The organism is Mycobacterium sp. NGS57, from assembly GCF_059812405.1.
The window spans coordinates 274,149-298,218 of sequence record NZ_JCALCP010000004.1 but is presented as its reverse complement, the minus strand read 5'-3'; the positions used below and the strand labels follow the sequence as shown (position 1 = coordinate 298,218).

General features: G+C 69.7%; 19 protein-coding genes and 1 pseudogene. 13 read left to right on the top strand and 7 right to left on the bottom strand.

Features of this window, described 5'->3' with window-relative positions:
- The first annotated feature begins 35 nt into the window (after positions 1 to 35).
- The 4 genes from AC5Y43_RS10350 to AC5Y43_RS10335 are packed head-to-tail and all read left to right on the top strand — an operon-like array spanning position 36 to position 3,613.
- The gene (locus tag AC5Y43_RS10350) at positions 36 to 1,511 is read left to right on the top strand and encodes an aldehyde dehydrogenase (RefSeq protein ID WP_499972043.1); all 1,476 of its coding nucleotides are present in this window, start codon (positions 36 to 38) and stop codon (positions 1,509 to 1,511) included.
- 9 nt (positions 1,512 to 1,520) lie between these two features.
- Positions 1,521 to 2,270: an SDR family oxidoreductase gene (locus tag AC5Y43_RS10345; RefSeq protein ID WP_499972041.1), complete on the top strand. Its 750-nt coding sequence runs from the start codon at positions 1,521 to 1,523 to the stop codon at positions 2,268 to 2,270.
- A gap of 48 nt (positions 2,271 to 2,318) precedes the next feature.
- A complete protein-coding gene (locus AC5Y43_RS10340) occupies positions 2,319 to 3,176 on the top strand; it encodes an NAD(P)-dependent oxidoreductase (RefSeq protein WP_499972040.1) in 858 nt (285 codons plus the stop codon).
- The gene (locus AC5Y43_RS10335) at positions 3,176 to 3,613 is read left to right on the top strand and encodes a carboxymuconolactone decarboxylase family protein (RefSeq protein WP_499972038.1); all 438 of its coding nucleotides are present in this window, start codon (positions 3,176 to 3,178) and stop codon (positions 3,611 to 3,613) included. The genes AC5Y43_RS10340 and AC5Y43_RS10335 overlap by 1 nt, the downstream gene beginning before the upstream one ends.
- A 73-nt stretch (positions 3,614 to 3,686) precedes the next feature.
- Here AC5Y43_RS10335 and AC5Y43_RS10330 read toward each other — a convergent pair whose 3' ends face one another.
- Positions 3,687 to 6,995: a LuxR C-terminal-related transcriptional regulator gene (locus tag AC5Y43_RS10330; protein WP_499972036.1), complete on the bottom strand. Its 3,309-nt coding sequence runs from the start codon at positions 6,993 to 6,995 to the stop codon at positions 3,687 to 3,689.
- A gap of 150 nt (positions 6,996 to 7,145) precedes the next feature.
- On the opposite strand from AC5Y43_RS10330, the gene AC5Y43_RS10325 reads away from it, so the two are divergent.
- Positions 7,146 to 8,330 carry a serine hydrolase domain-containing protein gene (locus tag AC5Y43_RS10325; protein ID WP_499972035.1) on the top strand — a complete coding sequence of 395 codons (1,185 nt, stop codon included), beginning with the start codon at positions 7,146 to 7,148 and terminating at the stop codon, positions 8,328 to 8,330.
- A gap of 34 nt (positions 8,331 to 8,364) precedes the next feature.
- The gene (gene purD, locus AC5Y43_RS10320; protein ID WP_499972032.1) at positions 8,365 to 9,633 is read left to right on the top strand and encodes a phosphoribosylamine--glycine ligase; all 1,269 of its coding nucleotides are present in this window, start codon (positions 8,365 to 8,367) and stop codon (positions 9,631 to 9,633) included.
- 163 nt (positions 9,634 to 9,796) lie between these two features.
- Here the strand turns inward: purD and AC5Y43_RS10315 are convergent, their stop codons facing one another.
- Entirely contained in the window at positions 9,797 to 11,380 is a 1,584-nt protein-coding gene (locus AC5Y43_RS10315; protein WP_499972031.1) for a gamma-glutamyltransferase family protein, read from the bottom strand.
- A gap of 23 nt (positions 11,381 to 11,403) precedes the next feature.
- Positions 11,404 to 12,297 carry an alpha/beta hydrolase-fold protein gene (locus AC5Y43_RS10310; RefSeq protein ID WP_499972226.1) on the bottom strand — a complete coding sequence of 298 codons (894 nt, stop codon included), beginning with the start codon at positions 12,295 to 12,297 and terminating at the stop codon, positions 11,404 to 11,406.
- 61 nt (positions 12,298 to 12,358) lie between these two features.
- Here AC5Y43_RS10310 and AC5Y43_RS10305 point away from each other — a divergent pair, with 61 nt between their 5' ends.
- The gene (locus tag AC5Y43_RS10305) at positions 12,359 to 12,976 is read left to right on the top strand and encodes a TetR/AcrR family transcriptional regulator (RefSeq protein WP_499972029.1); all 618 of its coding nucleotides are present in this window, start codon (positions 12,359 to 12,361) and stop codon (positions 12,974 to 12,976) included.
- Here the strand turns inward: AC5Y43_RS10305 and AC5Y43_RS10300 are convergent.
- Positions 12,933 to 13,708, bottom strand: a pseudogene (locus AC5Y43_RS10300) (DUF429 domain-containing protein); the annotation flags it as partial. The gene AC5Y43_RS10305 and the pseudogene AC5Y43_RS10300 sit on opposite strands and share 44 nt — an antisense overlap.
- A 105-nt stretch (positions 13,709 to 13,813) precedes the next feature.
- Between AC5Y43_RS10300 and purB the strand changes: the two are divergent.
- Genes purB through AC5Y43_RS10285 form a run of 3 tightly spaced genes read left to right on the top strand, consistent with a single transcriptional unit; the run spans position 13,814 to position 17,498 of the window.
- Positions 13,814 to 15,232 (top strand): adenylosuccinate lyase, encoded by a 1,419-nt coding sequence (gene purB / locus AC5Y43_RS10295; RefSeq protein ID WP_499972026.1) that lies wholly within the window; start codon positions 13,814 to 13,816, stop codon positions 15,230 to 15,232.
- Positions 15,229 to 16,476, top strand: coding sequence for a cytochrome P450 (locus AC5Y43_RS10290; RefSeq protein WP_499972024.1), 1,248 nt, complete (start codon positions 15,229 to 15,231; stop codon positions 16,474 to 16,476). The genes purB and AC5Y43_RS10290 overlap by 4 nt, the downstream gene beginning before the upstream one ends.
- Complete coding sequence (locus AC5Y43_RS10285) at positions 16,473 to 17,498, top strand: tellurite resistance/C4-dicarboxylate transporter family protein (RefSeq protein ID WP_499972022.1); 1,026 nt, start codon at positions 16,473 to 16,475, stop codon at positions 17,496 to 17,498. Before AC5Y43_RS10290 ends, AC5Y43_RS10285 begins: the two co-directional genes overlap by 4 nt.
- On the opposite strand, the gene AC5Y43_RS10280 is transcribed toward AC5Y43_RS10285, so the two are convergent.
- On the bottom strand, positions 17,463 to 18,089 hold the full coding sequence (locus tag AC5Y43_RS10280; protein ID WP_499972020.1) for a hypothetical protein: 627 nt from the start codon (positions 18,087 to 18,089) through the stop codon (positions 17,463 to 17,465). The two genes, AC5Y43_RS10285 and AC5Y43_RS10280, sit on opposite strands and share 36 nt — an antisense overlap.
- A 63-nt stretch (positions 18,090 to 18,152) precedes the next feature.
- On the opposite strand from AC5Y43_RS10280, the gene AC5Y43_RS10275 reads away from it, so the two are divergent.
- Positions 18,153 to 19,046 carry a phosphoribosylaminoimidazolesuccinocarboxamide synthase gene (locus AC5Y43_RS10275; RefSeq protein ID WP_499972018.1) on the top strand — a complete coding sequence of 298 codons (894 nt, stop codon included), beginning with the start codon at positions 18,153 to 18,155 and terminating at the stop codon, positions 19,044 to 19,046.
- On the top strand, positions 19,043 to 21,199 hold the full coding sequence (locus AC5Y43_RS10270) for a S9 family peptidase (RefSeq protein WP_499972016.1): 2,157 nt from the start codon (positions 19,043 to 19,045) through the stop codon (positions 21,197 to 21,199). The genes AC5Y43_RS10275 and AC5Y43_RS10270 overlap by 4 nt, the downstream gene beginning before the upstream one ends.
- Here the strand turns inward: AC5Y43_RS10270 and AC5Y43_RS10265 are convergent.
- Both AC5Y43_RS10265 and AC5Y43_RS10260 read right to left on the bottom strand, forming a co-directional pair.
- Positions 21,128 to 21,574, bottom strand: coding sequence for a DoxX family protein (locus AC5Y43_RS10265; RefSeq protein ID WP_499972014.1), 447 nt, complete (start codon positions 21,572 to 21,574; stop codon positions 21,128 to 21,130). The genes AC5Y43_RS10270 and AC5Y43_RS10265 overlap by 72 nt on opposite strands.
- Positions 21,575 to 21,629: 55 nt before the next feature.
- Positions 21,630 to 23,243 (bottom strand): DHA2 family efflux MFS transporter permease subunit, encoded by a 1,614-nt coding sequence (locus tag AC5Y43_RS10260; protein WP_499972012.1) that lies wholly within the window; start codon positions 23,241 to 23,243, stop codon positions 21,630 to 21,632.
- 94 nt (positions 23,244 to 23,337) lie between these two features.
- Between AC5Y43_RS10260 and AC5Y43_RS10255 the strand changes: the two genes are divergently transcribed.
- On the top strand, positions 23,338 to 24,042 hold the full coding sequence (locus tag AC5Y43_RS10255) for a DUF2334 domain-containing protein (protein WP_499972011.1): 705 nt from the start codon (positions 23,338 to 23,340) through the stop codon (positions 24,040 to 24,042).
- Positions 24,043 to 24,070: the final 28 nt, after the last annotated feature.

Sequence of the window (24,070 nt, the reverse complement as noted above, 5' to 3'; positions counted from 1 at the left end):
CGGTGATGTGCGCTGACGAGGCGGGAGCGGGAGATATGGCCCAAAGAACACTGTTGGCCGACGGCGCGAGCGCACTGTTCATCGACGGCAAGTTGTCGCCGGGCAGCGCCGGCACCTTCCCGACGATCAACCCGGCGACCGAGGAGGCGCTGGGGGTCGCCGCCGACGCCGGCGCCGACGACATGGGCCGCGCCATCGACGCCGCGCGGCGGGCCTTCGACAACACGGACTGGTCGCGCAACACCGAGTTGCGGGTGCGGTGTGTGCGGCAGCTGCGCGACGCGATGAAAGAGCATCTCGAGGAGCTGCGCGAGATCACCATCGCCGAGGTCGGCGCGCCGCGGATGCTGACCGCGATCGCGCAGCTGGAGGTGCCGGTCAACGACCTGTCGTTCGCGGCCGACACCGCCGAGTCCTACGAGTGGAACACCGATCTGGGCCAGGCGTCGCCGATGGGCATCCCCACCCGGCGCACCATCGCGCGCGAGGCCGTCGGGGTCGTCGGCGCCATCACGCCATGGAACTTTCCGCACCAAATCAACCTCGCCAAGCTGGGTCCCGCGCTGGCCGCGGGCAACACCGTGGTGCTCAAGCCCGCGCCGGACACGCCGTGGTGCGCGGCGGTGTTGGGCGAACTCATCGCCGAGCACACCGACTTTCCGCCCGGCGTGGTCAACATCGTCACCTCCAGCGACCACGGCGTCGGCGCCCAGTTGGCCAAAGACCCTCGGGTGGACATGGTTTCGTTCACCGGGTCGACTGCCACCGGCCGCAGCGTGATGGCCGACGGCGCCGCCACCATCAAGAAAGTGTTTTTGGAGCTGGGCGGCAAGTCGGCCTTCGTCGTGCTCGACGACGCCGACCTGGGCGGCGCCGTCTCGATGGCGGGGTTCTCGGTCTGCATGCATGCCGGGCAGGGATGCGCGATCACCACCCGGTTGCTGGTGCCGCGCGCCCGCTACGACGAGGCCGTCGCCATCGCGGCCGCCACCATGGGCGGAATCAAGCCCGGAGACCCCAACGACGCGGGAACCATTTGCGGGCCGCTGATTTCGGCGCGGCAACGGGACCGGGTGCAGGGCTACCTCGACTCGGCGGTCGCCGAGGGCGGGACGGTCGCGTGCGGCGGCGGACGCCCGGCCGACCGCGAGGTCGGGTTCTTCATCGAGCCCACCGTGATCGCGGGCCTGGGCAACGACGCCCGCGTCGCCCGGGAGGAGATCTTCGGGCCGGTGCTCACGGTGATCCCCCACGACGGCGACGACGACGCCGTGCGCGTCGCCAACGACTCGCCATACGGCTTGTCCGGCACCGTCTTCGGCGCCGACCCGGACCGGGCCGCCGCGGTCGCCGCGCGGATCCGGGCGGGCACCATCAACGTCAACGGCGGCGTCTGGTACTCCGCGGACGCGCCGTTCGGCGGCTACAAGCAGTCCGGCAACGGCCGGGAGATGGGGCTGGCCGGTTTCGAGGAGTACCTCGAAACCAAAACCATTGCTACGGCGAGTTAGAGGAGCGGCATGCGGTTCGAGAACAAAGTCGCGATCGTCACCGGATCCGGTGGCGGTATTGGCCAGGCGTACGCCGAGGCGCTGGCGCGCGAGGGCGCTGCGGTGGTCGTGGCCGACATCAACGCCGAGGCGGCCGAGGGTGTGGCCAAGCAGATCGTGCTCGACGGCGGCACGGCGCTGAGCGTTCCGGTGGACGTGTCCGACCCGGCGTCGGCCAAGGCGATGGCCGACCGCACGCTGGCCGAGTTCGGCGGCATCGACTACCTGGTGAACAACGCCGCGATTTTTGGGGGCATGAAGCTGGACTTCCTGCTCACGATCGACCCCGAGTACTACAAGAAGTTCATGAGCGTGAACCTCGACGGCGCGCTGTGGTGCACCCGCGCGGTGTACAAGAAGATGGCCAAGCGCGGCGGCGGGGCGATCGTCAACCAGTCGTCCACCGCGGCGTGGCTGTACGCGAACTACTACGGCCTGGCCAAGGTCGGCATCAACGGCCTGACCCAACAGCTTTCGCGCGAGCTCGGCGGCCAGAACATCCGGATCAACGCGATCGCACCCGGTCCCATCGACACCGAGGCCAACCGGACCACCACCCCGCAGGAGATGGTCGCCGACATCGTCAAGGGCCTGCCGTTGTCCCGCATGGGAACCCCCGCGGACCTGGTCGGGATGTGTCTGTTCCTGCTGTCCGACGAGGCCGCGTGGATCACCGGGCAGATTTTCAACGTCGACGGCGGACAGGTAATCCGATCATAGCCGCCGGGCGACGATGCAGAGCGAAGCGATGAGGAGGAGCGGCGAATCATGTCAGAGCACCTGCGGATCGGGTTCATCGGGCTGGGTAACCAGGGCGCGCCGATCGCCAAGCGGCTCGTCGAATGGCCGGGTGGGCTAACGGTTTACGACATTCGTACCGAAGCGATGACTCCGTTGGCCGAGGCCGGCGCCAGCCTGGCGGACAACGTTGCCGATGTCGCCAAAGCCGATCTCATTCAGATCGTCGTGCTCAACGACGCCCAGGTGCGGGAGGTCGTCGGGGAGTTGGCGTCGCACGCCAAGCCGGGCACCACCATCGCGATCCATTCCACGATCAGCGACACCACCGCGGTCGAATTGGCGGACGAGCTGAAGCAGAAGGACATCCATATCGTGGACGCGCCCGTCAGCGGGGGCGCCGGGGCGGCCGCAAAAGGCGAACTGGCCACCATGGTCGGCGCCCAGCGCGAGGTCTACGAGCGGATCAAGCCGGCGTTCAAGCAGTGGGCATCGATGGTGATTCATGCCGGCGAGCCGGGTGCCGGCACCCGAATGAAGCTGGCGCGCAACATGTTGACGTTCACCTCCTACGTCGCGGCGTGCGAGGCCATGAAGCTGGCCGAGGCGGCCGGCCTGGACCTGCAGGCGCTGGGCCGGGTGGTCCGCCACACCGACGCCCTCACCGGCGGCCCGGGTGCGATCATGGTCCGTGAGAACATGTACGACCTTGACCCGGAAAACTTCCTGTATCAGCCTTTCCTGCACACCAGGGGTCTGGGGGAGAAGGATCTGAGCCTGGCGCTGGCGCTGGGCGAGGCGGTTTCGGTCGACCTGCCGCTGGCCCGGTTGGCCTACGCGGGGCTGGCCGCCGGGCTCGGAGTACCGCACACACAGAAAGAGACGTGATGGAGGAGCTGCGCCGCAAGGGCCTCGAGAAGATGAACGAGGTCTACGGCTGGGAGATGCCCAACGTGGAGGGCGACGCGTACTTCGACCTGACCGTCGATCACCTGTTCGGCAGCATCTGGACGCGACCGGGATTGTCGATGCGCGACAAGCGCATCATGACGCTGACGGCGGTGACCGCGATCGGCAACCGCGACCTGGCCGAGATCCAGATCAACGCCGCGCTGCTCAACGGCGAACTCAGCGAGACCGAACTCAAGGAGATGGCGGTCTTTCTGACCCACTACCTCGGCTTCCCCCTCGGCTCCGCGCTCAACGGCGCCGTTGACACCGTTATCGCCAAGCGCAGGAAGGCCGCCGCCAAGGGCGCCGGGGAGGACAAGAAGGCCAACGTGGAGGGCGCCGTCAACATGCACCGGGGCGCCAAGCGCGACTAAGTTTGCCGAGCAGACGCAAAAGCCCCCAATTCGTCGGTGTGTCGGGTGCTTTTGCGTCTGCTCGCCGTGAGGGTCAGTGCCGCGAAGCCTCTTGGGCGAGTTGCACTCTCGAGCTCACCCCGAGTTTGGCGTAGACGTGACTCAGGTGCGCTTGCACCGTGCGCGCGGAGACGAACAGGCGCGCGGCGATGTCCTTGTTCGAAAGCCCCTCGCAGACCAGCTTCACCACTTTGAGCTCGGCAGGCGTCAGGGACTCCCAGCCGGTTGCCGGGCGTTTGCGCTCGCCGCGGCCGCGTGCCGCATAGTCGATCACCGCGTCCAGCGAAAGGGCCGCGCCCTCGGCCCACGCTTCCTCGAACTCCTCGCCCCCCATGGCTTCCCGCAGCGATGCAACGAGCTCGTCATGGGCGGCGTCGTAGATCGTGAAGCGGACGTAGCCGGTTCGGTCGCGCAGCGCCGCCGCCGCTCCCAGGAGGCGCGCCGCTTCTCGGTCCGCGCCGCCGCCCCCGGCGAGGGTGGCGAGGCACTCCAGGACTTCGGGAATCACGAAGTAGCCCTCGACGTCACCTGCTCCCGTGAGCGCATCGTGGGCGTCGCGTTCGGCCTGCTCGCGATCGTTCTGGGCGATCGCGACGCGGGCTCGCTTTGCCAGCGCGAACAGCCGATGCATGCCAGGCGCGACCGCGACGGCATCGTCAGCCCAGCGACGCGCCACCGTCAGATCACCCTGCATGAGGGCGACGTCCGCGAGTGGGATGACGTTGACCACGGCCAATTCGGGTTGAACCTTCATGCGCTCCCATGCCGCCTCACCGGCCTCGGCGGCGGCGTCCACGTCACCCGCGGCCAGATTCGCAACAGCCAGCGCGGCGTACGCAAAGCCCTGATTGAACGCACCGAGGTCCGCGGCGGCCTCGGTCGCCGCGGCGGCGGCGGCGCGCGCTCCTTCCGGGTCACCGGCGTAGGCGAGCAGGTGGCCCAGGCTGACCAGGCTGGACATCCGCCACGTTTCGTCGTGCGCCGCCTCCGATTCGGCAACCAGCGAGCGAAACTGCGTGACCGCGCCGACGAGATCGCCCCCCCACTGCTGCGCCAAGCCGATACACCACCGACACCCGCGGGAGGCGTAGCCGTCGCCGATCGCGTCGGCGATGTCGCGGCCTTCTTCGCCGGCCGCGCGCGCCGCGGTCGGGTCGCCTTTGCCGGCCACCGCGGCGAAGGCCTGAAACGCCAGGATCTGGCTCAGACTCCGGTCGTCGCCCACCGCTCGGGCGAGGCCGAGCGCTTCCTCGAAGTACGGGCTGCTGGCGGCCGCGTCGAAGGCGGCGATGATGCCGCAACCAGCGAGCGCGCGAACCAGCAACAGCGGGTCGTCGATCTCGCGGGCGAGCGCCAGAGCCTCCAGCGCCTTGTCCATGTTGTCGTGAATGGTCTGCGCGCCCTCGAGGGTGGCATTGTCCGCGAGCGCCCGGGCGCGAACGGGGAGCGGGACCCCTGCATCGTGCGCCGCGGCGTCGGCGAGCGCCGCTGCGAACCAGGCCGTCCCTTCTTGCGCACGGCCGCGAGTGGTCCAAAGCGGTTGCAACGCCGACGCGAGCCGCAATGCCGCGGCGATCTCGCCGTTCTCACGGCACCAGGCGAACGCCGCCCGCAGATTGTCCATCTCGATCGCGGCCCGCTCGACCCTGCTCTGGTAACCGGTTCGCCCGGGCGCGTCGAGCAGCGCCGCCATCGCGGTGTAGTGGTCGCGGTGACGCCCGCGTACCGCGTCGGCCTCGCCGGACTCGCCGAGTTTCTCCAGCGCGTACTGACGCACCGTCTCCAGCATCCGGTAACGCGTCCCGAAGTCGGTGTCATCGGCCGCGATGAGCGATTTGTCGATGAGCAAGGTGAGCTGGTCGAGGGTCTGATAGCTCTCGACGTCGCTGCCGCCGCAAACCGCTTGCGCCGCTTCGAGGTCGAACCCGCCCATGAACGTGGCGGCGCGGCGGAACAGGACGCGCTCCGGCTCGGTCAACAGGTCGTGCGACCAGTCCACCGAGGCTCGCAGTGTCTGCTGGCGGCGCACGGCCGTTCGCGCGCCGCCGGTCAGCAGCCGGAACCGGTTGTGCAGGCTGTCGCGGATCTGGGTCAGCGACAGCGCGCGCACCCGCGCGGCTGCCAGCTCGATGGCCAGCGGTATGCCATCGAGGCGCCCGCAGATCTCGCGCACCGCGACCGAGTTCTCCCCGGTCACAACGAAATCGGGCCGAACCTGGCGCGCGCGGTCGGTGAACAGGGCGATCGCCTCGTCGGCCAGCGACAGGGACGGCACCGCCCAGGCGACCTCGCCCGCCACCCGGATCGGCTCCCGGCTCGTGGCAAGAACAGTGACCCACGGACACGCCCCCAGCAGCGCGACGGTCAGCGAGGCGCACGCTTCGATCAGGTGCTCGCAGTTGTCCAACACGACGAGCAGCTGCCCGCCCCCGATGGCACGCGTGAGCGTGTCCATCGCCGAACGGCCCGCCTGGTCGGGCAGCCCCAGCGCGCGTGTCGCCGCGACCGGTACGACGTCGGGGTCGGTGACGGGCGCCAGGTCGACGTACCACACCCCGTCCGCGAAATCGCCGTCCATCTGCTCTGCGACATGCACCGCCAACCGCGTCTTGCCGACGCCGCCCGCTCCGGTCAGTGTCACCAGTCGGTTGTCGGTCACCAGCCGTCGCACCGCCCCGATCTCGGCGCCGCGGCCGACGAAGCTGGTGAAGTGCGGCGGAAGGTGTTGCTTTCCATTGGTTTTCGCTGCCCGAAGCGGTGGGAAGTCGTTGCGCAGGTCGGCGTGACACAGTTGGGTCACCCGTTCGGGCCGGGGCAGGTCGCGCAGTGGGTGGGTGCCCAGGTCGAGCAGCCACGCGTCGGCGGGAAGAGCGTCGGCGAGCAGGTCACTCGTCGTGGCCGACAACACCGTCTGGCCCCCGTGCGCCAGGTCGCGCAGCCGCGCGGTGCGGTTGATGGCGGGCCCGACATAGTTTGCTTCGTCGCGCAGCTGCACCTCGCCGGTGTGCAGGCCGATCCGCAGGCTGATCGGTGCGAGCGGCGTAAGCTGCAGCGCCAGCGCAAACGCGGCGGCGTCGCTGGCGCGGGCGAAGGCCACCACGAAGCTGTCGCCCTCGCCCTGCTCGACCGGGCGCACCCCGCCGTGCTGGGTGACGAGGTCCGATACCGCGCGGTCCAGGCGCGCGATGGCCGCGCTCATCTCGTCGGGCCGGGTCTGCCACAGTCGCGTTGAGCCCTCGACGTCGGCGAGCAGCAACGTCACCGTTCCAGTCGGGAGTTCGCTGACGCCCAAGTCGCTCCAATTCAGTGGCCGGATGTCCACGCGTCGATCGGTCTCAGTCATGTTAGCCAGGATGCGACCACCGCACCCGGCAAACATCGGCCAAAAGGCCTAGAAGGCCGTCTCGGCCGTCCGCGTGAAATCTAGGTCTTTTGGCGAATGTTCCCCGCCGCGATCCGTCGGATAGTGGGCTCACCGACTCAAGGAGGTCACATGAACAGCCAGACCCTGATCGATGCCCACTTCACGACGGGCGTCCTGCACGGGCACTACGACAGCCGCTTCGAAGACCTCGTCGCGGCGCTCGCCGACGAAGTCACCACCGGGGGCGAACTCGGCGCCGCGATCGCCGTCGACATCGACGGCGAACTCGTCGTCGATATCTGGGGCGGGCACGCCGACAGAGCGAAAACCACCGAATGGTCGGAAGACACCATCGTCAACGTCTTCTCCAGCACCAAGAGCGTGACCGCGCTGGCGGCGCTGGTGCTCGTCGAGCGCGGGCTGCTCGATCCGTTCGCGCCGGTCGCCAAGTACTGGCCCGAGTTCGCCGCCAACGGCAAGGAGCGGATCGAGGTGCGCCACATCCTGAGCCACACCTCGGGGGTGTCCGGCTGGGAGATGCCGTTCACCCTCGAGGACATCTACGACTGGGAGAAATCCACCGCGCAGCTGGCCGCCCAGGCGCCGTGGTGGCAGCCCGGCACCGCGTCGGGTTATCACGCCGTCACCAGTGGCCACCTGATCGGTGAGGTCGTGCGCCGCATCACCGGCAAGTCGCTGAAACAGTTTGTGCGCGAGGAGATTGCCGAACCGCTGGGCGCCGACTTCCAGATCGGCGCCGCACCCCAAGACGACGCCCGCATCGCCGAACTGGTGGCGCCCCCGCCGCTGGACGTGCCGCTGGACGCGGTGCCCCACGACCATCCGATGTACAAGACGTTCGCCGTCACGCCGCCCACCCCGGAATCCGCGCTGGCGGCCGAGACGACCGCGTGGCGCCGGGCGGACATCGGCTCGGCCAACGGCCACGGCAACGCGCGCTCACTGGTTCGCATCCTCGCCCCGATTTCATTGGGCGGCAGCGCCAATGGAGTGCGGCTGCTGAGTCCCGAGACCATCGACCTGATCTTCGAGGTCCAGGCCGACGGCACCGACCTGGTGCTGGCCATGCCGGCCCGGTGGGGCATGGGATTCGCGCTGCCCCACCCCGAGGCGGTGCCGGACATTCCCGACGGGAGAACCTGCTACTGGGGCGGCTGGGGCGGCTCGATGGCGGTGATGAATCCCGACCGCCGCACCACCTTCGCCTACGTCATGAACAGGATGGGGCAGGTCACCTCGGCGGGAACCGAGCGCACCCGCAAGTACACGCGGCTGACCTACCAGGCCCTGTAGGAGGCGCGCGCGGGCGCGGCTAGTCTGACGTCTCGTGCGCGTCCTGGTGATCGGCTCCGGTGCCCGTGAGCATGCGCTGTTGCTGGCGCTGCGCCGCGACCCACAGGTCACGGGCCTGGCCGTCGCCCCGGGCAACGCCGGCACCGCGCGGCTGGCCGAACAGCACGACGTCGACATCACCTCCGGCGCGGACGTCGTCGCCCTGGCCCGCGCGGTGCACGCCGACCTGGTGGTCATCGGGCCCGAGGTGCCGCTGGTGCTCGGGGTCGCCGACGACGTGCGCGCCGCCGGCATCGTCTGCTTCGGCCCCGGCCGGGACGCCGCCCGCATCGAAGGCTCCAAGGCGTTCGCCAAGGAGGTCATGGCCGCCGCCGGGGTGCGCACCGCGACGAGCGAAACCGTCGACAGCCCGGCGCGTTTGGACGCCGCCCTGGACCGGTTCGGGCCCCCGGCCGGTGACCCGGCCTGGGTGGTGAAGGACGACCGCCTGGCCGCCGGCAAGGGCGTGGTCGTGACCCCCGATCGCGAGGTCGCCCGCGCCCACGCCGCCGGCCTGCTCGAGGCCGGACACCCGGTGCTGCTGGAATCGTTCCTCGACGGGCCCGAGGTGTCCCTGTTCTGCGTCGTCGACGGGGACACCGTCGTGCCGCTGCTACCCGCGCAGGACTTCAAGCGGGTCGGCGACGGGGACACGGGTCCCAACACCGGCGGCATGGGCGCCTACGCGCCGCTGCCGTGGCTGCCCGACGCCGTGTACCGGGACGTGGTGAGCGGGATCGTCGAACCCGTTGCGGCCGAACTGGTTCGGCGGGGCAGTCCGTTCAGCGGATTGCTTTATGTCGGGCTGGCGATGACCGCGAAGGGACCCGCCGTCGTCGAATTCAACTGCCGCTTCGGCGATCCCGAAACACAGGCGGTGCTGGCGCTGCTGGACTCGCCGCTGGGGCAGCTGCTCCACGCCGCGGGATCCGGCACGCTTGCCGAGTTCGGCGAGCTGCGCTGGCGCGACGGCGCCGCGGTGACGGTGGTACTGGCGGCCGAGAGCTACCCCGGACGCCCCCGGGTCGGGGACGTCGTCGTCGGCTCCGAGGCCGAGGGGGTGTTGCACGCGGGAACGGCGCGGCGCGACGACGGCGCGGTCGTCTCGTCGGGCGGCCGGGTGCTGTCCGTGGTCGGCACCGGTGCGGACCTGTCCGCCGCGCGCGTGGCGGCGTACGACATCTTGAGCTCGATCAAGCTGCCCGGCAGTCACTTTCGCAGCGATATCGCCCTCGCCGCGGCCGAGGGCAAGGTGCGTGTCTAGCGTCCTGAGTCGTTATTCACCGACACCAGATGACGGCGTACTCGGTCTCCTAGCACGTCGAGCGGGGGGGGTATGTACGGATTTGAACGGACGGGTTTTCATCCATATCCCCCACAGTCGGCGGATGAATTCACGGCAACTGAATCAATGGCTCGGGACGACTCTAGAAGCCGACCGCCTGACCGTCGCGGCGCGGATCGCTGACCGCCAGATACCCGTCGTCGAGACGCCAGATCGCCTGGCAGCTGCCGAATTCGTTGTAGTCGTCGATGGTGATCAGTTCGTGACCGCGTCGCCGGAGTTCGTCCAACGTCGTTGGCGGGAAACCCGTTTCGCAGCTGACCTGCAGGCCGTGCACCCACCGGAACCGCGGACCGTCGCACGCGGCCTGCGGGTTTTGCCCGTGATCGGCGATGCGCACCATGACCTGCACGTGGCCCTGGGGCTGCATCATGCCGCCCATCACCCCGAAGCTCATCACCGGCGCACCGTCCTTCGTCACGAACCCGGGGATGATCGTGTGGTACGGACGCTTGTTCGGCCCAACGCAATTGGGGTGCGCCGCGTCGCAGACGAAGTGGGTGCCTCTGTTCTGCAGGGCGATCCCGGTGCCGGGCACCACCACCCCGGAGCCGAACCCCATGTAGTTCGACTGGATCATCGACACCATCATCCCGTCGGCGTCGGCTGCGGTCAGGTACACGGTGCCGCCGCTCGGCGCGCCCACGGACGCCGGCTTGGCCCGCTCGCGATCGATGAGCGCCGCCCGCCGCTTCAGGTAATCCTTGTCCAGCAGTCGTTCCGAAGGCAGCGCCATGTGGTCGATGTCGGCGACATAGGCCAGGGCGTCGGCGAAGGCCAGCTTCACCGCTTCGATCTGCAGGTGCACGCTGTCGGCGGAATCGGCGGCCAGCGCGGACATGTCGAAGTGCTCCAGGATGCCCAGGGCGATGAGCGCGACGATGCCCTGGCCGTTGGGCGGAATCTCGTGCACCGTGTAGCCGCGGTAGGCGGCGTCGATCGTGCCGACCCAGTCGGCGCGGTGTGCGGCCAGGTCGTCGGCGCGCATGGCCCCGCCGTTGGCCAGGGCGTGCGCCTCGAGGCGCTCGGCCAGCTCGCCGCGGTAGAACGCCTCGCCGCGGGTCGCGGCGATCTTCTCCAGCGTGGCCGCGTGGTCGGGAAACGTGAACAGCTCACCGGGTTTCGGCGCCCGCCCGCCCGGCATGAAAGCCTGGGCGAAGCCGGGCTGGTCCTTGAACAGCGGCACCTGGGCCGCCCATTGCTCCGCGACGGTCGGCGAGACCAGAAAGCCGTTGCGGCCGTAGGAGATCGCGGGCGCGAAAAGCCGCTCGAACGGCAGCTTGCCGAACTTGGCGTGCAGCTCCGCCCACGCCGACACCGCCCCGGGCACCGTCACCGAATTCCAGCCGAGCGCGGGAACGTCTTTGCCGCCGAAGTACTCTGGCGTCCACGCCGCCGGGGAGCGCCCGGACGCGTTGAGCCCGTGCAGTTCCCGGCCGTCCCAGACGATCGCGAATGCGTCCGAGCCGATGCCGTTGGACACCGGCTCGACCACCGTGAGCGCGATGGCGGTGGCGACCGCCGCGTCCACCGCGCTGCCGCCCGCGGCCAGCATGCGCAGGCCCGCCTGCGCCGCGAGCGGTTGCGAAGTGCATACGACGTTGGCCGCCAGCACGGGCTTTCGCGGCCAGGCGTAGGGGAAACTCCAGCCGAAGGGTGCGCTCACCTTCGCGAGCGTAACGCCCGCGATCAGGCCGTCAGCAGCGGCGCCAGCCACGTCAGCTCGGCCGGCAGTTGCGAGCTCCAGAACCCGCCGTTATGCCCGCCGGGCGAGAACCCGCCCGCGGGCGGATTGGGCAGTTGGGCGATGAACTGCTTCGTCGCCCCGTAGAACGGGTCGCTGTCCCCGCAATCCACCCGGATCGGGATCGACGCCAGCGCCGGCATGCCGAACACCGAGTTCGCGGCGAAGTCGTCGGGCCCGTCGAACGCGCCGGGCGCGGCCGCCCCCGACGACAACCACAACGCCGGGCTCACCGCGCAGATCGCCGCGGTGCGCGCGGGTCCCAGCCGGCCCCCGAGCAGCAGCGCGCCGTAGCCGCCCATCGACCAACCCAGGAACGCCACCCGCGACGTGTCCAGGTCGTGGCCGCCCAGCATGGGGATGAGCTCGTCGAGCACCATGGCCCCGGCGTCCTCGCCCGATGCCCGCTTGTGCCAATAGCTACCGCCGCCGTCGACGGCGACCACCGCAAACGGCGGCAGCCCGGCATCGACGGCCTGCGCCAGTCCCTGCTCGACGCCGCCGGCCATCACGGTGGACGCGTCGCTGCCCTTGCCGTGCAGTGCGATCACCGGCCGCAGCGCCTTGGTCTGTCCCGGTGGACGGGCGATCGCCCAGTTGGTGCTGATGCCACCGCGCGCCGCCGAAACGAAGGAGCCCGTCACCATGGTCGGCGCGGGCTGAGCCGGGGCCGCGGGCGCGGGGGGTGCGCTCGGCGGGGGCGCCGGCGCCGGCGCGGCTTGAGATGCGCGAGGTTGTACCAGGCTGTCGAGGGCGTACGCGCCGGCGGCGCCGACGGCCGCGCCGGCGCCCAGGCGGAGCAGAGCGCGGCGACTCAGGTCGGGCATGCGGGCCATCATGCCATGGGCGTTTGGCCAAAATGGCAATGCAGTACCACTTTTGCTGGCACCATGGCTACTCGTGACGGCAGCAGTTACTCCGAAAGGAGAACGTCGGCGGTACGCGCTCGTGAGCGCCGCCGCGGAGCTGCTTGCCGAGGGCGGGTTCGAAGCGGTGCGGCACCGGGCGGTCGCCCGGCGGGCCGGCCTGCCGTTGGCGTCCACCACTTATTACTTCTCGTCCCTGGACGATTTGATCGCGCGCGCCGTCGAGCACATCGGGATGATCGAGATCGCCCAGCTGCGGTCGCGGGTCACCGCGTTGTCGCGGCGCCGCCGCGGGCCCGAGACCACCGCCGAGATGCTGGCCGACCTGCTGGTGGGGGACCTGTCCGATCCGGCGCTCACCGAGCAGCTGATCTCTCGCTACGAGCGGCACATCGCCTGCACCCGGCTGCCCGCGCTGCGCGAGACGATGCGCCGCAGCCTGCGCCAGCGCGCCGAGGCGGTGGGCGAGGCCCTGGAGCGGTCCGGTCGATCCGTGCGGATCGAGCTGGTGTGCACGTTGATCTGCGCGGTCGACGGTTCGGTTGTGTCCGCGCTGGTCGAGGGCCGGGATCCCGCCGCGGCCGCGCTAAGCACGGTGGTCGAGCTCGTCGACGTGCTTGCTCCCATCGACCCGCGGCCGGTGCAGATCTGAGCCGTCCCGCAGCGACGGCGTAACGATGTACCCGGTGGCGTAGTCGCCGTAAATCGTGATGTCGGCCGGGAGGCGCTGTGCGTACAACGCAACGTAGGCGCAGACGACGGCGTCGACGGGATCTTCGGCGCGGCGCAGCTCGCATTTGCGTTGTGCGGTGGCCACCTGCCGTCGCAGCTCCGCCCAGCCGTCGTGGCTCGCGACGCGCATCGGCACCTCGGCGTGCGCGAGCTTTTCGACGCCGTCCATCAACAACAGCAGCTCAGATTTGAGCCGGGCGAGATCGCGGCCGGGTTTTGCCTTGTATTTGAGGGTCCGCGCCAGCCGGAACAGCACCACGGTCGCCGCATGCGGGTACACCTCGATGGCGCGCCGCGGGGCCGGCGACCGGGGGTCCATGACGAGCCCCAGCGCCCGCGCCAGCCGGGCCGCGCGCGGGGTGTCGGCGAACTCCGGTTTGCCGGTGTTGACCGGGTGCGCCCCGGCTTCGAACCGGCGGAAGTCGCGGTTGAGCGCGGTCTCGGCGGGCCGCTCGCCGGTCGGGTTCGTCACCACCAGCGGCGCGTCGAAGCCGACCACGCAATCGCCGCCGACGTAGGGCGACAACGTGGCCAGCAGCGCCGCGTCGTCGCGCACGGCGTCGAGGTGGACCAGGTGGCCACCGGCGTCGACGGCCGCGACGCCGGTGGGGTTGCGGCAGGCCCACGCCAGGTCAACGCCGACGAAGTACATCGCGCACAATTGTGCCGCGAGAGTGCGGTTACCGACGCCACTACTCGGCGAATGCGTCGCCGGTCGCACTTTCGCGGTGCCGGCCGAACCGTAAGCTGTGTCTTTGTGAGCATTCCGAACGTCCTGGCCACCCGGTATGCCAGCGGGGAGATGGTCGCGATCTGGTCGCCGGAGGCCAAGGTCGTCGCGGAGCGGCGACTGTGGCTGGCGGTGCTGCGGGCTCAGGCCGCGTTGGGGATCAACGTCCCGGCCGAGGCGATCGCCGACTACGAGCGGGTGCTCGACGACGTCGACCTGGCCTCGATCGCCGACCGCGAACGCGCGCTGCGCCACGACGTCAAGGCCCGCATCGAGGAATTCAACGCGCTGGCCGGTCACGAGCATGTGCACAAGGGAATGACCAGCCGCGACCTCACCGAGAACGTCGAGCAGCTGCAGATCCGCCGATCGCTGGAAGTGGTGTTCTCCCACGGGGTCGCGGTGGTGGCGCGCCTCGCCGAGCGCGCCGTCACCTATCGGGACCTGGTGCTGGCCGGGCGCAGCCACAACGTCGCCGCGCAGGCCACCACGCTCGGCAAGCGGTTCGCTTCGGCGGCGCAAGAGACGCTGATCGCGCTGACCCGGCTGCGGGAGCTGATCGATCGCTATCCGCTGCGCGGGATCAAGGGCCCGATGGGCACCGCGCAGGACATGCTCGACCTGCTCGACGGTGACGCCGCCAAGCTCGCCGAACTCGAAGGCCGCGTCACCGACTTTCTCGGCTTCGCAACGGTTTTGAGCAGCGTGGGCCAGGTGTATCCGCGCTCGCTGGATCACGACGTGCTCTCCGCGCTGGTGCAGCTGGGCGCCGGGCCGTCGTCACTGGCCCACACCATCCGGCTGATGGCCGGGCACGAGCTCGTCACCGAGGGCTTCGCGCCGGGACAGGTCGGCTCGTCGGCGATGCCGCACAAGATGAACACCCGCAGCTGCGAACGGGTCAACGGGCTGCAGGTGGTATTGCGCGGCTACGCCTCCATGGCCGCCGAACTGGCGGGCGCGCAGTGGAACGAGGGCGACGTGTTCTGCTCGGTGGTGCGCCGAGTCGCGTTGCCGGACAGCTTCTTTGCCATCGACGGCCAACTCGAGACGTTCCTGACGGTGCTCGACGAGTTCGGCGCCTATCCGGCGGTGATCGGCCGCGAGCTGGATCGTTACCTGCCGTTCCTGGGCACCACCAAGGTGCTCATCGCCGCGGTGCGCGCCGGCATGGGGCGCGAGGCCGCCCACCACGTGATCCGCGAACACGCGGTGGCGACGGCGCTGGCCATGCGGGAGCGCGGCGCCGAGCCCGACCTGCTGGAGCGCCTGGCCGCCGACGAGCGGCTGCCGCTGGACCGGGCGGCCCTGGACGCCGCGCTGGCCGACAGGAAGGCGTTCACCGGCGCCGCCGGTGACCAGGTGGACGAGGTCGTCGCGCAGGTGGACGCCTTGGTGAGCCGCTACCCGGACGCGGCCAAATACACCCCGGGCGCGATCCTGTGACGCTCGCCGGTGCCCTCGCGGGGATCGACTTCACCGACCTCGACAACTTCGCCAACGGATTCCCGCACGAGTTGTTCGCCGTGCATCGGCGGGAAGCGCCGGTGTACTGGCACGAGCCGACCGACAACACGCCCGACGGCGAGGGCTTCTGGTCCGTCGCCACCTACTCCGAAACCCTTGCGGTGCTGAAGGATCCGGTGACTTTCTCGTCGGTCACCGGCGGCGAGCGGCCATTCGGCGGTACGCTGCTGCAGGACCTGGCGATCGCGGGCCAGGTGCTCAACATGATGGACGACCCGCGGCACTCGCAAATCCGGCGGCTGGTCAACTCCGGGCTGACGCCGCGGATGATCGGCCTCGTGGAGGACGACCTGCGGGTGCGGGCCCGCCGCCTGCTGGACGCGGTCGCGCCGGGCGAACCGCTCGACTTCCTGGTGCAGATCGCCGCCGAACTGCCGATGCAGATGATCTGCATTCTGCTGGGAGTGCCGGAGTCCGAGCGACATTGGCTGTTCGAGGCCATCGAGCCGCAGTTCGACTTCGGCGGGTCGCGCAAGGCCACCTTGTCGCAACTCTCGGTCGAGGAGGCCGGGTCGCGGATGTACGACTACGGTCAGCAGCTGATCGCGTCGAAGCGGGCCGAGCCGACCGACGACATGCTGTCGGTCGTCGCCAATGCGATGCTCGATGACGCGCGGGCGCCGGCCATGTCCGATCTCGAGCTGTACCTGTTCTTCAGCCTGCTGTTCAGCGCCGGCGCGGAGACCACGCGCAACGCGGTCGCCGGCGGGCTGCTGGCGCTGGCCGAGCATCCCGACCAATTGCGCGCGCTGCGTGCCGATTTCGGCATGCTGCCGACGGCCGTGGAAGAGATGGTGCGGTGGACGTCGCCGTCGCCGTCGAAGCGGCGCACCGCCACCCGCGACGTCACGCTCGGCGGGCAGTCGATCCGCGTCGGGCAGAAGGTGCAGATCTGGGAGGGTTCGGCCAACCGGGACGCCGACGTGTTCGACCGCGCCGACGAGTTCGACATCGCCCGAAAGCCCAACCCGCATTTGGGCTTCGGACAGGGGGTGCACTATTGCCTGGGCGCCAATCTGGCCCGGCTGGAACTGCGGGTGCTGTTCGAGGAACTGCTGGCGCGCTTTTCGGCGGTGCGGCTCGCCGGGCCCATCGAATGGACCCGCAGCAATCGGCACACCGGCATCCGGCACCTGGTCGTGGAGCTGATCGAGGAACCGTGACGATCCGGCTCGCCGCTGCCGAGCCGTCACCCGATGTGTTCGCCGCGGTGATGGCGACCGGAATCTTGTCGGTCGGCGCGCGCGATCACGGGTACCGCTGGATCAGCGACACCCTCGGTGTCGTGGCCACGTGCGCACTGCTGGTCCTGGTCGCGCTGGTGCTCGTCAGCGCGGTGGTCAGGCGCGGCATCCCGTTGTGGGACTTGCGCGATCCCGACGTGACCCTGCGGCTGTTCACCTTCGTCGCCGCGTGCGCGGTGCTCGACAGCCGGCTGGCCGCGAACCGGACGGTGCTGCGGATCCTCGGCGCGGTGGCGCTGTCGTCCTGGGCGGTTCTGATCGCGCTCACCGCGCGGAACATGTCGCGCCACCCGTGGGCCGCGCTGCGGGACCGCGCGCACGGCGCGTGGGAGCTTGGCAGCGTCGGTACCGCCGGGCTGTCGATCGTGGCCGCGACGCTCGCGCGCCACGAGCCCTGGGCGCTGTGGGTGGCCGTGCCGGTCTGGGTGCTGGCGCTGTGTATCTATCTCCTCATGACGTCGCTGATCCTGTGGCGCACCGTCACCGAACGGCAGGACCTCGACGGCCTGGAGCCCGATACCTGGATATTGATGGGCGGCTTGGCGATTGGGACGCTGGCGGGCGACGTCATCCACGGCCTGGCCCCGGCGGGACTGGCGGGCCCGGTGCGGGCAATCACCGTGGTCACCTGGGTCGCGGCGACGGTCTGGATACCGCCGCTGATCTACTTCGGCCTGCACCGCATCAGTCAGCGGCCCGGGATGTTGCACTTCGCCGGCGTGTGGTGGGCGTTCGTGTTCCCGCTGGGCATGTATTCCGCCGCCTGTTACGCGATGGCCGCCGAGCTCGGGCAGCCGTCACTGCTCACCGTTTCGCTGGTCTTCTTCTGGGACGCGTTGGCGGCGTGGCTGATTGTGGTCGTCGCCGGGCTGTTGCGGCTGCGGCAGGCCGCGCATGAAGTCGGGTCAGCCCGCGCGCGTCGCGATGCCCGCCGACCGTAGTTCCAGCGCGGCCAGCGCCCGGATCGTCACCGGATCCTCGCGCCGCCACCCGCCGACCGGATCGGCGCTCACCGCGACCAGCTTGCGCGGCTGCCGGTTGGTCAAGGCCCGCAGCGCCAGCAGCTGTTCGCCGGCTGGGGTCGCGGCCAGGCCGGTGACGGTCCACTTGCGGCGGAAGAACCGCAGCCGCAGCAACAGCCACGGGATCACGACGATCAGCAGCGGCACCGCGACGACGGCCAGCGCCAGCAGGACCGCGAGCCAGCTCGCCGTGGCGTCGAGGCTGCGGCCCGCCGCCGCGATGTCGAGCGCGGCCTCGCTGGCCGAGGTCAGCGGCTTGCTGACCGCATCGCCCAGCACCGGGATGTGCTGGGCGCCATGGCCCGCCGAGGCCAGGTTGCCGGCGATTCCGTTCGCGCCGGTCTCGACCTGCGCGCCGGCCTCGGCGATGGTCGAGATGGCGTCGTACACGGCGGTGCCGACGAGCAGCCACAGCGCCGTCCACAGGAAGATGGCGAAATCGCTGAAGAGCTGGGCCGCCAGCCGGCCGGGTGTCGTGGCGTAGGGCAGGATTCGCGATGGCGATCTCATAGCCCCATACCAGCACAGCTCCCGGCGCCGCGTCGCGCTCGAGTCGACCGATAGGCTGGCCCGATGCGCCCGGCACTGTCCGACTACGAACATCTGGCCAGCGGCAAGGTCCGCGAGATCTACCATGTCGACGACGAGCACCTGCTGCTGGTGGCGACCGACCGCATCTCCGCGTTTGACTACGTCCTGGACAGCACGATCCCGGACAAGGGCCGCATCCTGACCGCGATGAGCGTGTTCTTCTTCGGTCTCGTCGACACCCCCAACCATCTGGCCGGGCCGCCGGACGACCCGCGCATCCCCGACGAGGTGCTCGGCCGCGCGCTGGTGGTCCGCCGCCTGGAGATGCTTCCGGTGGAATGTGTGGCCCGTGGGTACCTGACCGGTTCGGGGCTGCTGGACTACGAGGCGACCGGCGCGGTCTGCGGCATTGCCCTGCCGCCGGGTCTGGTGGAGGCCAGCAAGTTCGCCACGCCGCTGTTCACCCCGGCGACGAAGGCGGCGCTGGGCGACCACGACGAGAACATCTCCTTCGCCCGGGTGATCGAGATGGTGGGCGGCGTGCGCGCCAACCAGCTGCGCGACCGCACGCTGCAAATCTATGTTCAGGCCGCCGATCACGCCCTGACCCGCGGAATCATCGTGGCCGACACCAAGTTTGAATTCGGCACCGACCGTGACGGCAACCTGGTGCTGGCCGACGAAATCTTCACCCCCGACTCGTCGCGCTACTGGCCCGCCGCGGAGTACCGGCCCGGTGTGGTGCAGACCAGTTTCGACAAGCAGTTCGTCCGCAACTGGCTGATCGGCCCCGAGTCCGGCTGGGACCGGCACGGGTCGGCGCCTCCGCCACCGCTTCCCGACGACATCGTCGACGCCACCCGCAGCCGCTACGTCGAGGCGTACGAACGCATCTCGGGACTGCGGTTCGACGACTGGATCGGCCCGGGCGCATGACGGACGCGTCGCTGAACGTACCCCCCACGGCGAAACGGGTGGACACCCGGCGCGAGCACCACGGCGACGTGTTCACCGACCCCTACGAATGGTTGCGCGACAAGGCCGACCCCGAGGTCATCGGCTACCTGGAGGCCGAGAACGACTACGTCGATGCGATGACGGCCCACCTGGAACCGTTGCGCCGGCAGATCTTCGACGAGATCAAGTCGCGGACCAAGGAGACCGACCTGTCGGTGCCCACCCGGCAGGGCGACTGGTGGTATTACGCCCGTACCTTCGAAGGCAAGCAGTACCGAGTCCAGTGTCGTTGCCCCGTAGGCGATCCCGACGACTGGGACCCGCCCGTCCTCGACGAGGACACCGAAATCCCGGGCGAACAGGTCCTGCTCGACTCGAACGCGGAGGCCGAAGGCCACGAATTCTTCGCGCTGGGCACCGCGATGGTCAGCCTGGACGGCAACCTGCTGGCATACTCCGTCGACACCCTCGGCGATGAGCGCTACACCCTGCGGTTCCGGGACTTACGCACCGGCGAGCAGCACGCCGACGAGATCGCCGACATCGCGGCCGGGGCGACGTGGGCGGCCGACAACCGCACGGTGTACTACCTGACCCTGGATGCGGCCCATCGCCCCGACAAGGTCTGGCGGTACCGGCTCGGTTCCGGCAAGGCGTCGGAGCTGGTGTACCACGAGGCCGACGAACGGTTTTGGCTGGGCGTCGGGCTGACCCGCAGCGAGAAGTACGTGTTCATCGCTGCGGGTTCGTCGGTCACCTCCGAGATCCGCTTCGCGGACTCCGCCGACCCGCGGGCACCGTTCACCGTCGTGTTGCCGCGGCGCGAGGGCGTGGAGTACTCGGTCGAACACGCCGTGGTCGGCGGGCAGGACCGGTTCCTGATCCTGCACAACGACGGCGCGGTGAACTTCACCCTCACCGAGGCGCCCGTCGGTGACCCGACCCGACAACGCACCCTGGTCGCGCACCGTGACGATGTCCGGCTCGACGGGATGGACGCGTTCGCCAACCATGTGGTGGTGAGCTACCGGCGTGCGGCGTTGCCACGAATCCAGTTGTGGCCCATCGATTCCGACGGCGGCTACGGCGAGCCCGCGGAGATCTCGTTCGACTCCGAGCTGATGTCGTCCGGACTGGGCGGCAATCCGAACTGGGATTCGCCCAAGCTTCGGATCAGGGCGGGTTCGCTGATCACCCCGGCGCGCGTCTACGACGTCGACTTCGCCACCGGCGAGCGCACCCTGCTCCGCGAGCAGCCCGTCCTCGGCGGCTACCGGCCCGACGACTACGTCGAGCGGCGCGACTGGGCGCTGGCCCAGGACGGCACCCGCGTCCCGGTGTCGATCGTGCACCGCGCCGATATCTCGTTGCCGGCACCGACGCTGCTCTACGGTTACGGCGCCTACGAAATCTGCACCGACCCAAGCTTTTCCATCGCCCGGCTGTCGCTGCTGGACCGCGGCATGGTGTTCGCCATCGCCCATGTCCGCGGCGGCGGGGAGATGGGCCGGCTGTGGTACGAGCACGGCAAACTGCTGGAGAAGAAGAACACCTTCACCGACTTCGTCGCCGCCGCACGGTATTTGGTGAGCTCCGGCGTCACCCGACCGGAACGGCTGGTCGCCCTGGGCGGCAGTGCGGGCGGGCTGTTGGTGGGCGCGGCGGTGAACCTGGCGCCGGAGCTTTTCGCGGGGGTCCTCGCGCAGGTCCCGTTCGTCGACCCGCTGACCACCATCCTCGACCCCTCCCTGCCGCTGACCGTCACCGAGTGGGACGAATGGGGAAACCCGTTGAGCGACAGCGATGTCTACGCGTACATGAAGTCGTATTCGCCGTATGAGAACGTCGAGGCCAAACGGTACCCGGCCATCCTGGCGATGACGTCGCTGAACGACACCCGGGTCTACTACGTGGAACCCGCCAAGTGGGTCGCGGCGCTGCGGCACGCCAACGCCGACGGCAACACGATCCTGCTGAAGACCCAGATGAACGCGGGGCACGGCGGCGTCAGCGGCCGCTACAAGGCTTGGGAGGAAACCGCTTTCCAATACGCGTGGCTGCTAGCCGCCGCCGACCGCGACCGCTACGGCGGCGGTCAGGAAGAGGACCTCCATGGCCGTCCGCAGGGGTAGGCGCGTCGTCATCGACTTGGGCGGGTCGGGCATCCGGGCGGCGTAGACGTTGGCCGGGAACATGGCCAGCATCAGCAGCAGCAGGCAGACTGCGGCCGCGACGCGGGTCGCGGGCACCAACAGGCCCACGGCGCCGAGCACCTCCAGCAGGCCGGTGATCGTCACCAGGTAACCGGGGGCGGGCAACCGGGGCGGCACGATGGCGATCAGGTCGCGGCGCAGGGCCGGCGCGAAGTGGGCCAACCCGGTCACCAGGAACATCGCCGCCAGCCCGATGGCGATCGCCGCGGTCCAGCCGTTGGCGTAGCCGACACCGAGCCAGCCGATGCACCGGGCGGCGATGGTTCCCACCAGCAGCGTGATCAACGGAGCCATTCACCCATCCCATCTAGACACTGACAAGTTACCCTGCCGTTCGAGGGCTGATCGGTTATTCGTGGGCCGTTTGACTGGCCGGCTGCTTCGGAAGAAACGCCGCCGGAACAATCGTGAGCGCCACCAGCGCGACCCCGATCACGAATACCGTTGTGTACGCGTGGGATAGGTCGTGCAGCAGGCTGCCCGAGAAGCCGGGGGCAAGGGTCCGCGGGGGCACCGCGGAGGGATCGACCGGGACCCCGGTGGCGGCAGCCCTCTGCTGCAGCGCCGCGAGTTTGTTTGCCGCGGCGATGTTTTCGCTCCGATTGAACTGGTTTGTGAGGACCATCGACATCAGCGCGGTCCCCATGGAGCCGCCCACCTGGTTACTGACGCTCATCAGCGTCGTCCCGCGGGCGATCTGGTTGGGCGCCAGCGCCTGCACCGACGCGACAGAGAGCGGCATCATGGTGCAGCCCATCCCGAGCCCCATGATCGCCAGCCCGATCAGCAGCGTCGGCTGATAGTGGGCCTGCCTGGCGACGCCGAACGCAAACGCGCCCAGGCCCGCGATGATCAGCGCGATGCCGACCAACACGAACTTGCCCGGACCCTGCCGGTCCACCAGCGGGCCGGTCAGCCGCATGGTCAGCATCGCGCCCAGGCCCTGGGGGATCATGTGCAGGCCGGCCTGCATCGGCGTCTGGTGCAGCACCTGCTGGAAGTAGCTCGGCAGCAGCAGGCCGGCGCCGAAAAAGGCGGTGGCGAACAGCAGCATCGTCACATTGGCCTGGGTGATCACCTTGTTCTGGAACAGCCGCAGGTCGATCAGGGGGTGATCGGCACCTCGCCGCGCGTGCACGACGAACGCGGCGACCAACGCCAGGCCGATCGCCGCCGGGATCAGGACGCGGCGATCGGTCACGGTCCCGTAGCGCGGCACGGACGACACCGCGAACAGGAACGTCGCCAGCCCGGGCGACAGCAGCAACCCGCCGACGACGTCGAAGGTTTCCGACCGCGCGGGGTGATCCCGCGGGAACACGGCCGCCGCCAGCAGCAGCGTGACGAGCGCGATCGGCAGGTTGATCAAAAAGATCCATCTCCAGCTGGAGGTGTCGATCAGCCAGCCGCCCAGGATCGGCCCGCCGATCGGGGCGAGCAGCATCGGGATGCTCAGGATCGACATCAGCCGGCCGAGCCGCCCGGGGCCCGCCTCGCGGGTCATGATCATGAATCCCAGCGGCATCAGCATGCCGCCCCCGATGCCCTGCACGAATCGAAACACGATGAGCTGCAGGATGGTTGAGGCCACCGCGCACAACAACGAGCCCAGCGCGAAGGCCACCACCGATCCCATGAACAGCCGCTTGGTGCCGAATCGGTCGGCGGCCCAGCCCGTCAGCGGGATCACGGCCGCCAGTGCGAGCGTGTAGCCGGTCATCGTCCAACCGACGACGGCCTGGGTCGACCCGAATTGTCCGATGAACGTGCGTTGGGCGACGGCGACGACAGTGACGTCCAGGATCGCCATCACGGTGGCCAGCAGGCACACGCCGGAGATCCGCAGCAGCCGGGCGTCGAGCCTGTCGGGGTAGATCTGGGCGCCCGGTTGCCCGGCGGGGGCGATGGTCGGCGGGGGGTCGCCCGCGGTGGATCGGGCCTTGTCCATGAGGTTGCTTAGCATATCGAATCGATCGTCCCGCCGGGCCGGGTCGATATACGCCTGTTGTCCGCGTGTCCTTCACCATCCCGACACCTGGAATCGTCACACTGCGGGTGTGTCCGGAAAATTGATCGTCTCGGTCTCGGGGATCGGCGCCCGCACCCGCGACGACGTGGAGGCGTTCTGCGCGCAGCTGGACGCCCGCGACATCCCGGTCTCGTTTCTGGTCGCTCCCCGGCTCGGGGGCGACTATCGGCTCGACCGCGATCCGCACACGGTGGACTGGCTGACCGCGCGGCGGGCGGGCGGGGACGCCATCGTGTTGCACGGCTACGACGACCCGGCCACGAAGACGCGCCGCGGCGAGTTCGCGGTCCTGCGCGCCCACGAGGCCAACCTGCGGCTGATGGGGGCCGACCGCGTGCTCGAACACCTCGGGCTGCGGACCCGGTTGTTCGCGGCACCGGGCTGGGTGGTCTCCCCGGGCGTCGTCAAGGCCTTGCCGCAGAACGGTTTTCGGCTGCTCGCCGATTTACATGGGGTGACCGATCTGGTCCGGCACACCACCGTGCGCTCCCGGGTGCTCGGCATCGGCGAGGGCCTCCTGACCGAGCCCTGGTGGTGCCGGATGGTCGTGCTGGCCGCCGAGCGGATCGCGCGGCGCGGCGGCGTGGTGCGAATCGCGGTGGCCGCACACCAATTGCGCAAGCCGGGGCCGCTGCAGGCGATACTCGACGCCGTCGACCTGGCCGCCATGCACGGCTGCACGCCGACGGTGTACCGGTGGCGGCCCGAGAGGGTGATGCCCGGCGCGGCCTGAGCGCCGGCCGGCCCGCTCATTACCCTGG

Excerpts from the sequence above, each read along its gene's own strand:
- AC5Y43_RS10260 (WP_499972012.1), bottom strand. The coding sequence starts at position 23,243 with ATGCTAAGCAACCTCATGGACAAGGCCCGATCCACCGCGGGCGACCCC.
- AC5Y43_RS10310 (WP_499972226.1), bottom strand. The coding sequence starts at position 12,297 with ATGATGGCCCGCATGCCCGACCTGAGTCGCCGCGCTCTGCTCCGCCTG.
- AC5Y43_RS10345 (WP_499972041.1), top strand. The coding sequence starts at position 1,521 with ATGCGGTTCGAGAACAAAGTCGCGATCGTCACCGGATCCGGTGGCGGT.
- AC5Y43_RS10350 (WP_499972043.1), top strand. The coding sequence starts at position 36 with ATGGCCCAAAGAACACTGTTGGCCGACGGCGCGAGCGCACTGTTCATC.
- AC5Y43_RS10280 (WP_499972020.1), bottom strand. The coding sequence starts at position 18,089 with ATGAGATCGCCATCGCGAATCCTGCCCTACGCCACGACACCCGGCCGG.
- AC5Y43_RS10275 (WP_499972018.1), top strand. The coding sequence starts at position 18,153 with ATGCGCCCGGCACTGTCCGACTACGAACATCTGGCCAGCGGCAAGGTC.
- AC5Y43_RS10335 (WP_499972038.1), top strand. The coding sequence starts at position 3,176 with ATGGAGGAGCTGCGCCGCAAGGGCCTCGAGAAGATGAACGAGGTCTAC.
- AC5Y43_RS10330 (WP_499972036.1), bottom strand. The coding sequence starts at position 6,995 with ATGACTGAGACCGATCGACGCGTGGACATCCGGCCACTGAATTGGAGC.
- AC5Y43_RS10270 (WP_499972016.1), top strand. The coding sequence starts at position 19,043 with ATGACGGACGCGTCGCTGAACGTACCCCCCACGGCGAAACGGGTGGAC.
- AC5Y43_RS10325 (WP_499972035.1), top strand. The coding sequence starts at position 7,146 with ATGAACAGCCAGACCCTGATCGATGCCCACTTCACGACGGGCGTCCTG.
- AC5Y43_RS10340 (WP_499972040.1), top strand. The coding sequence starts at position 2,319 with ATGTCAGAGCACCTGCGGATCGGGTTCATCGGGCTGGGTAACCAGGGC.
- AC5Y43_RS10265 (WP_499972014.1), bottom strand. The coding sequence starts at position 21,574 with ATGGCTCCGTTGATCACGCTGCTGGTGGGAACCATCGCCGCCCGGTGC.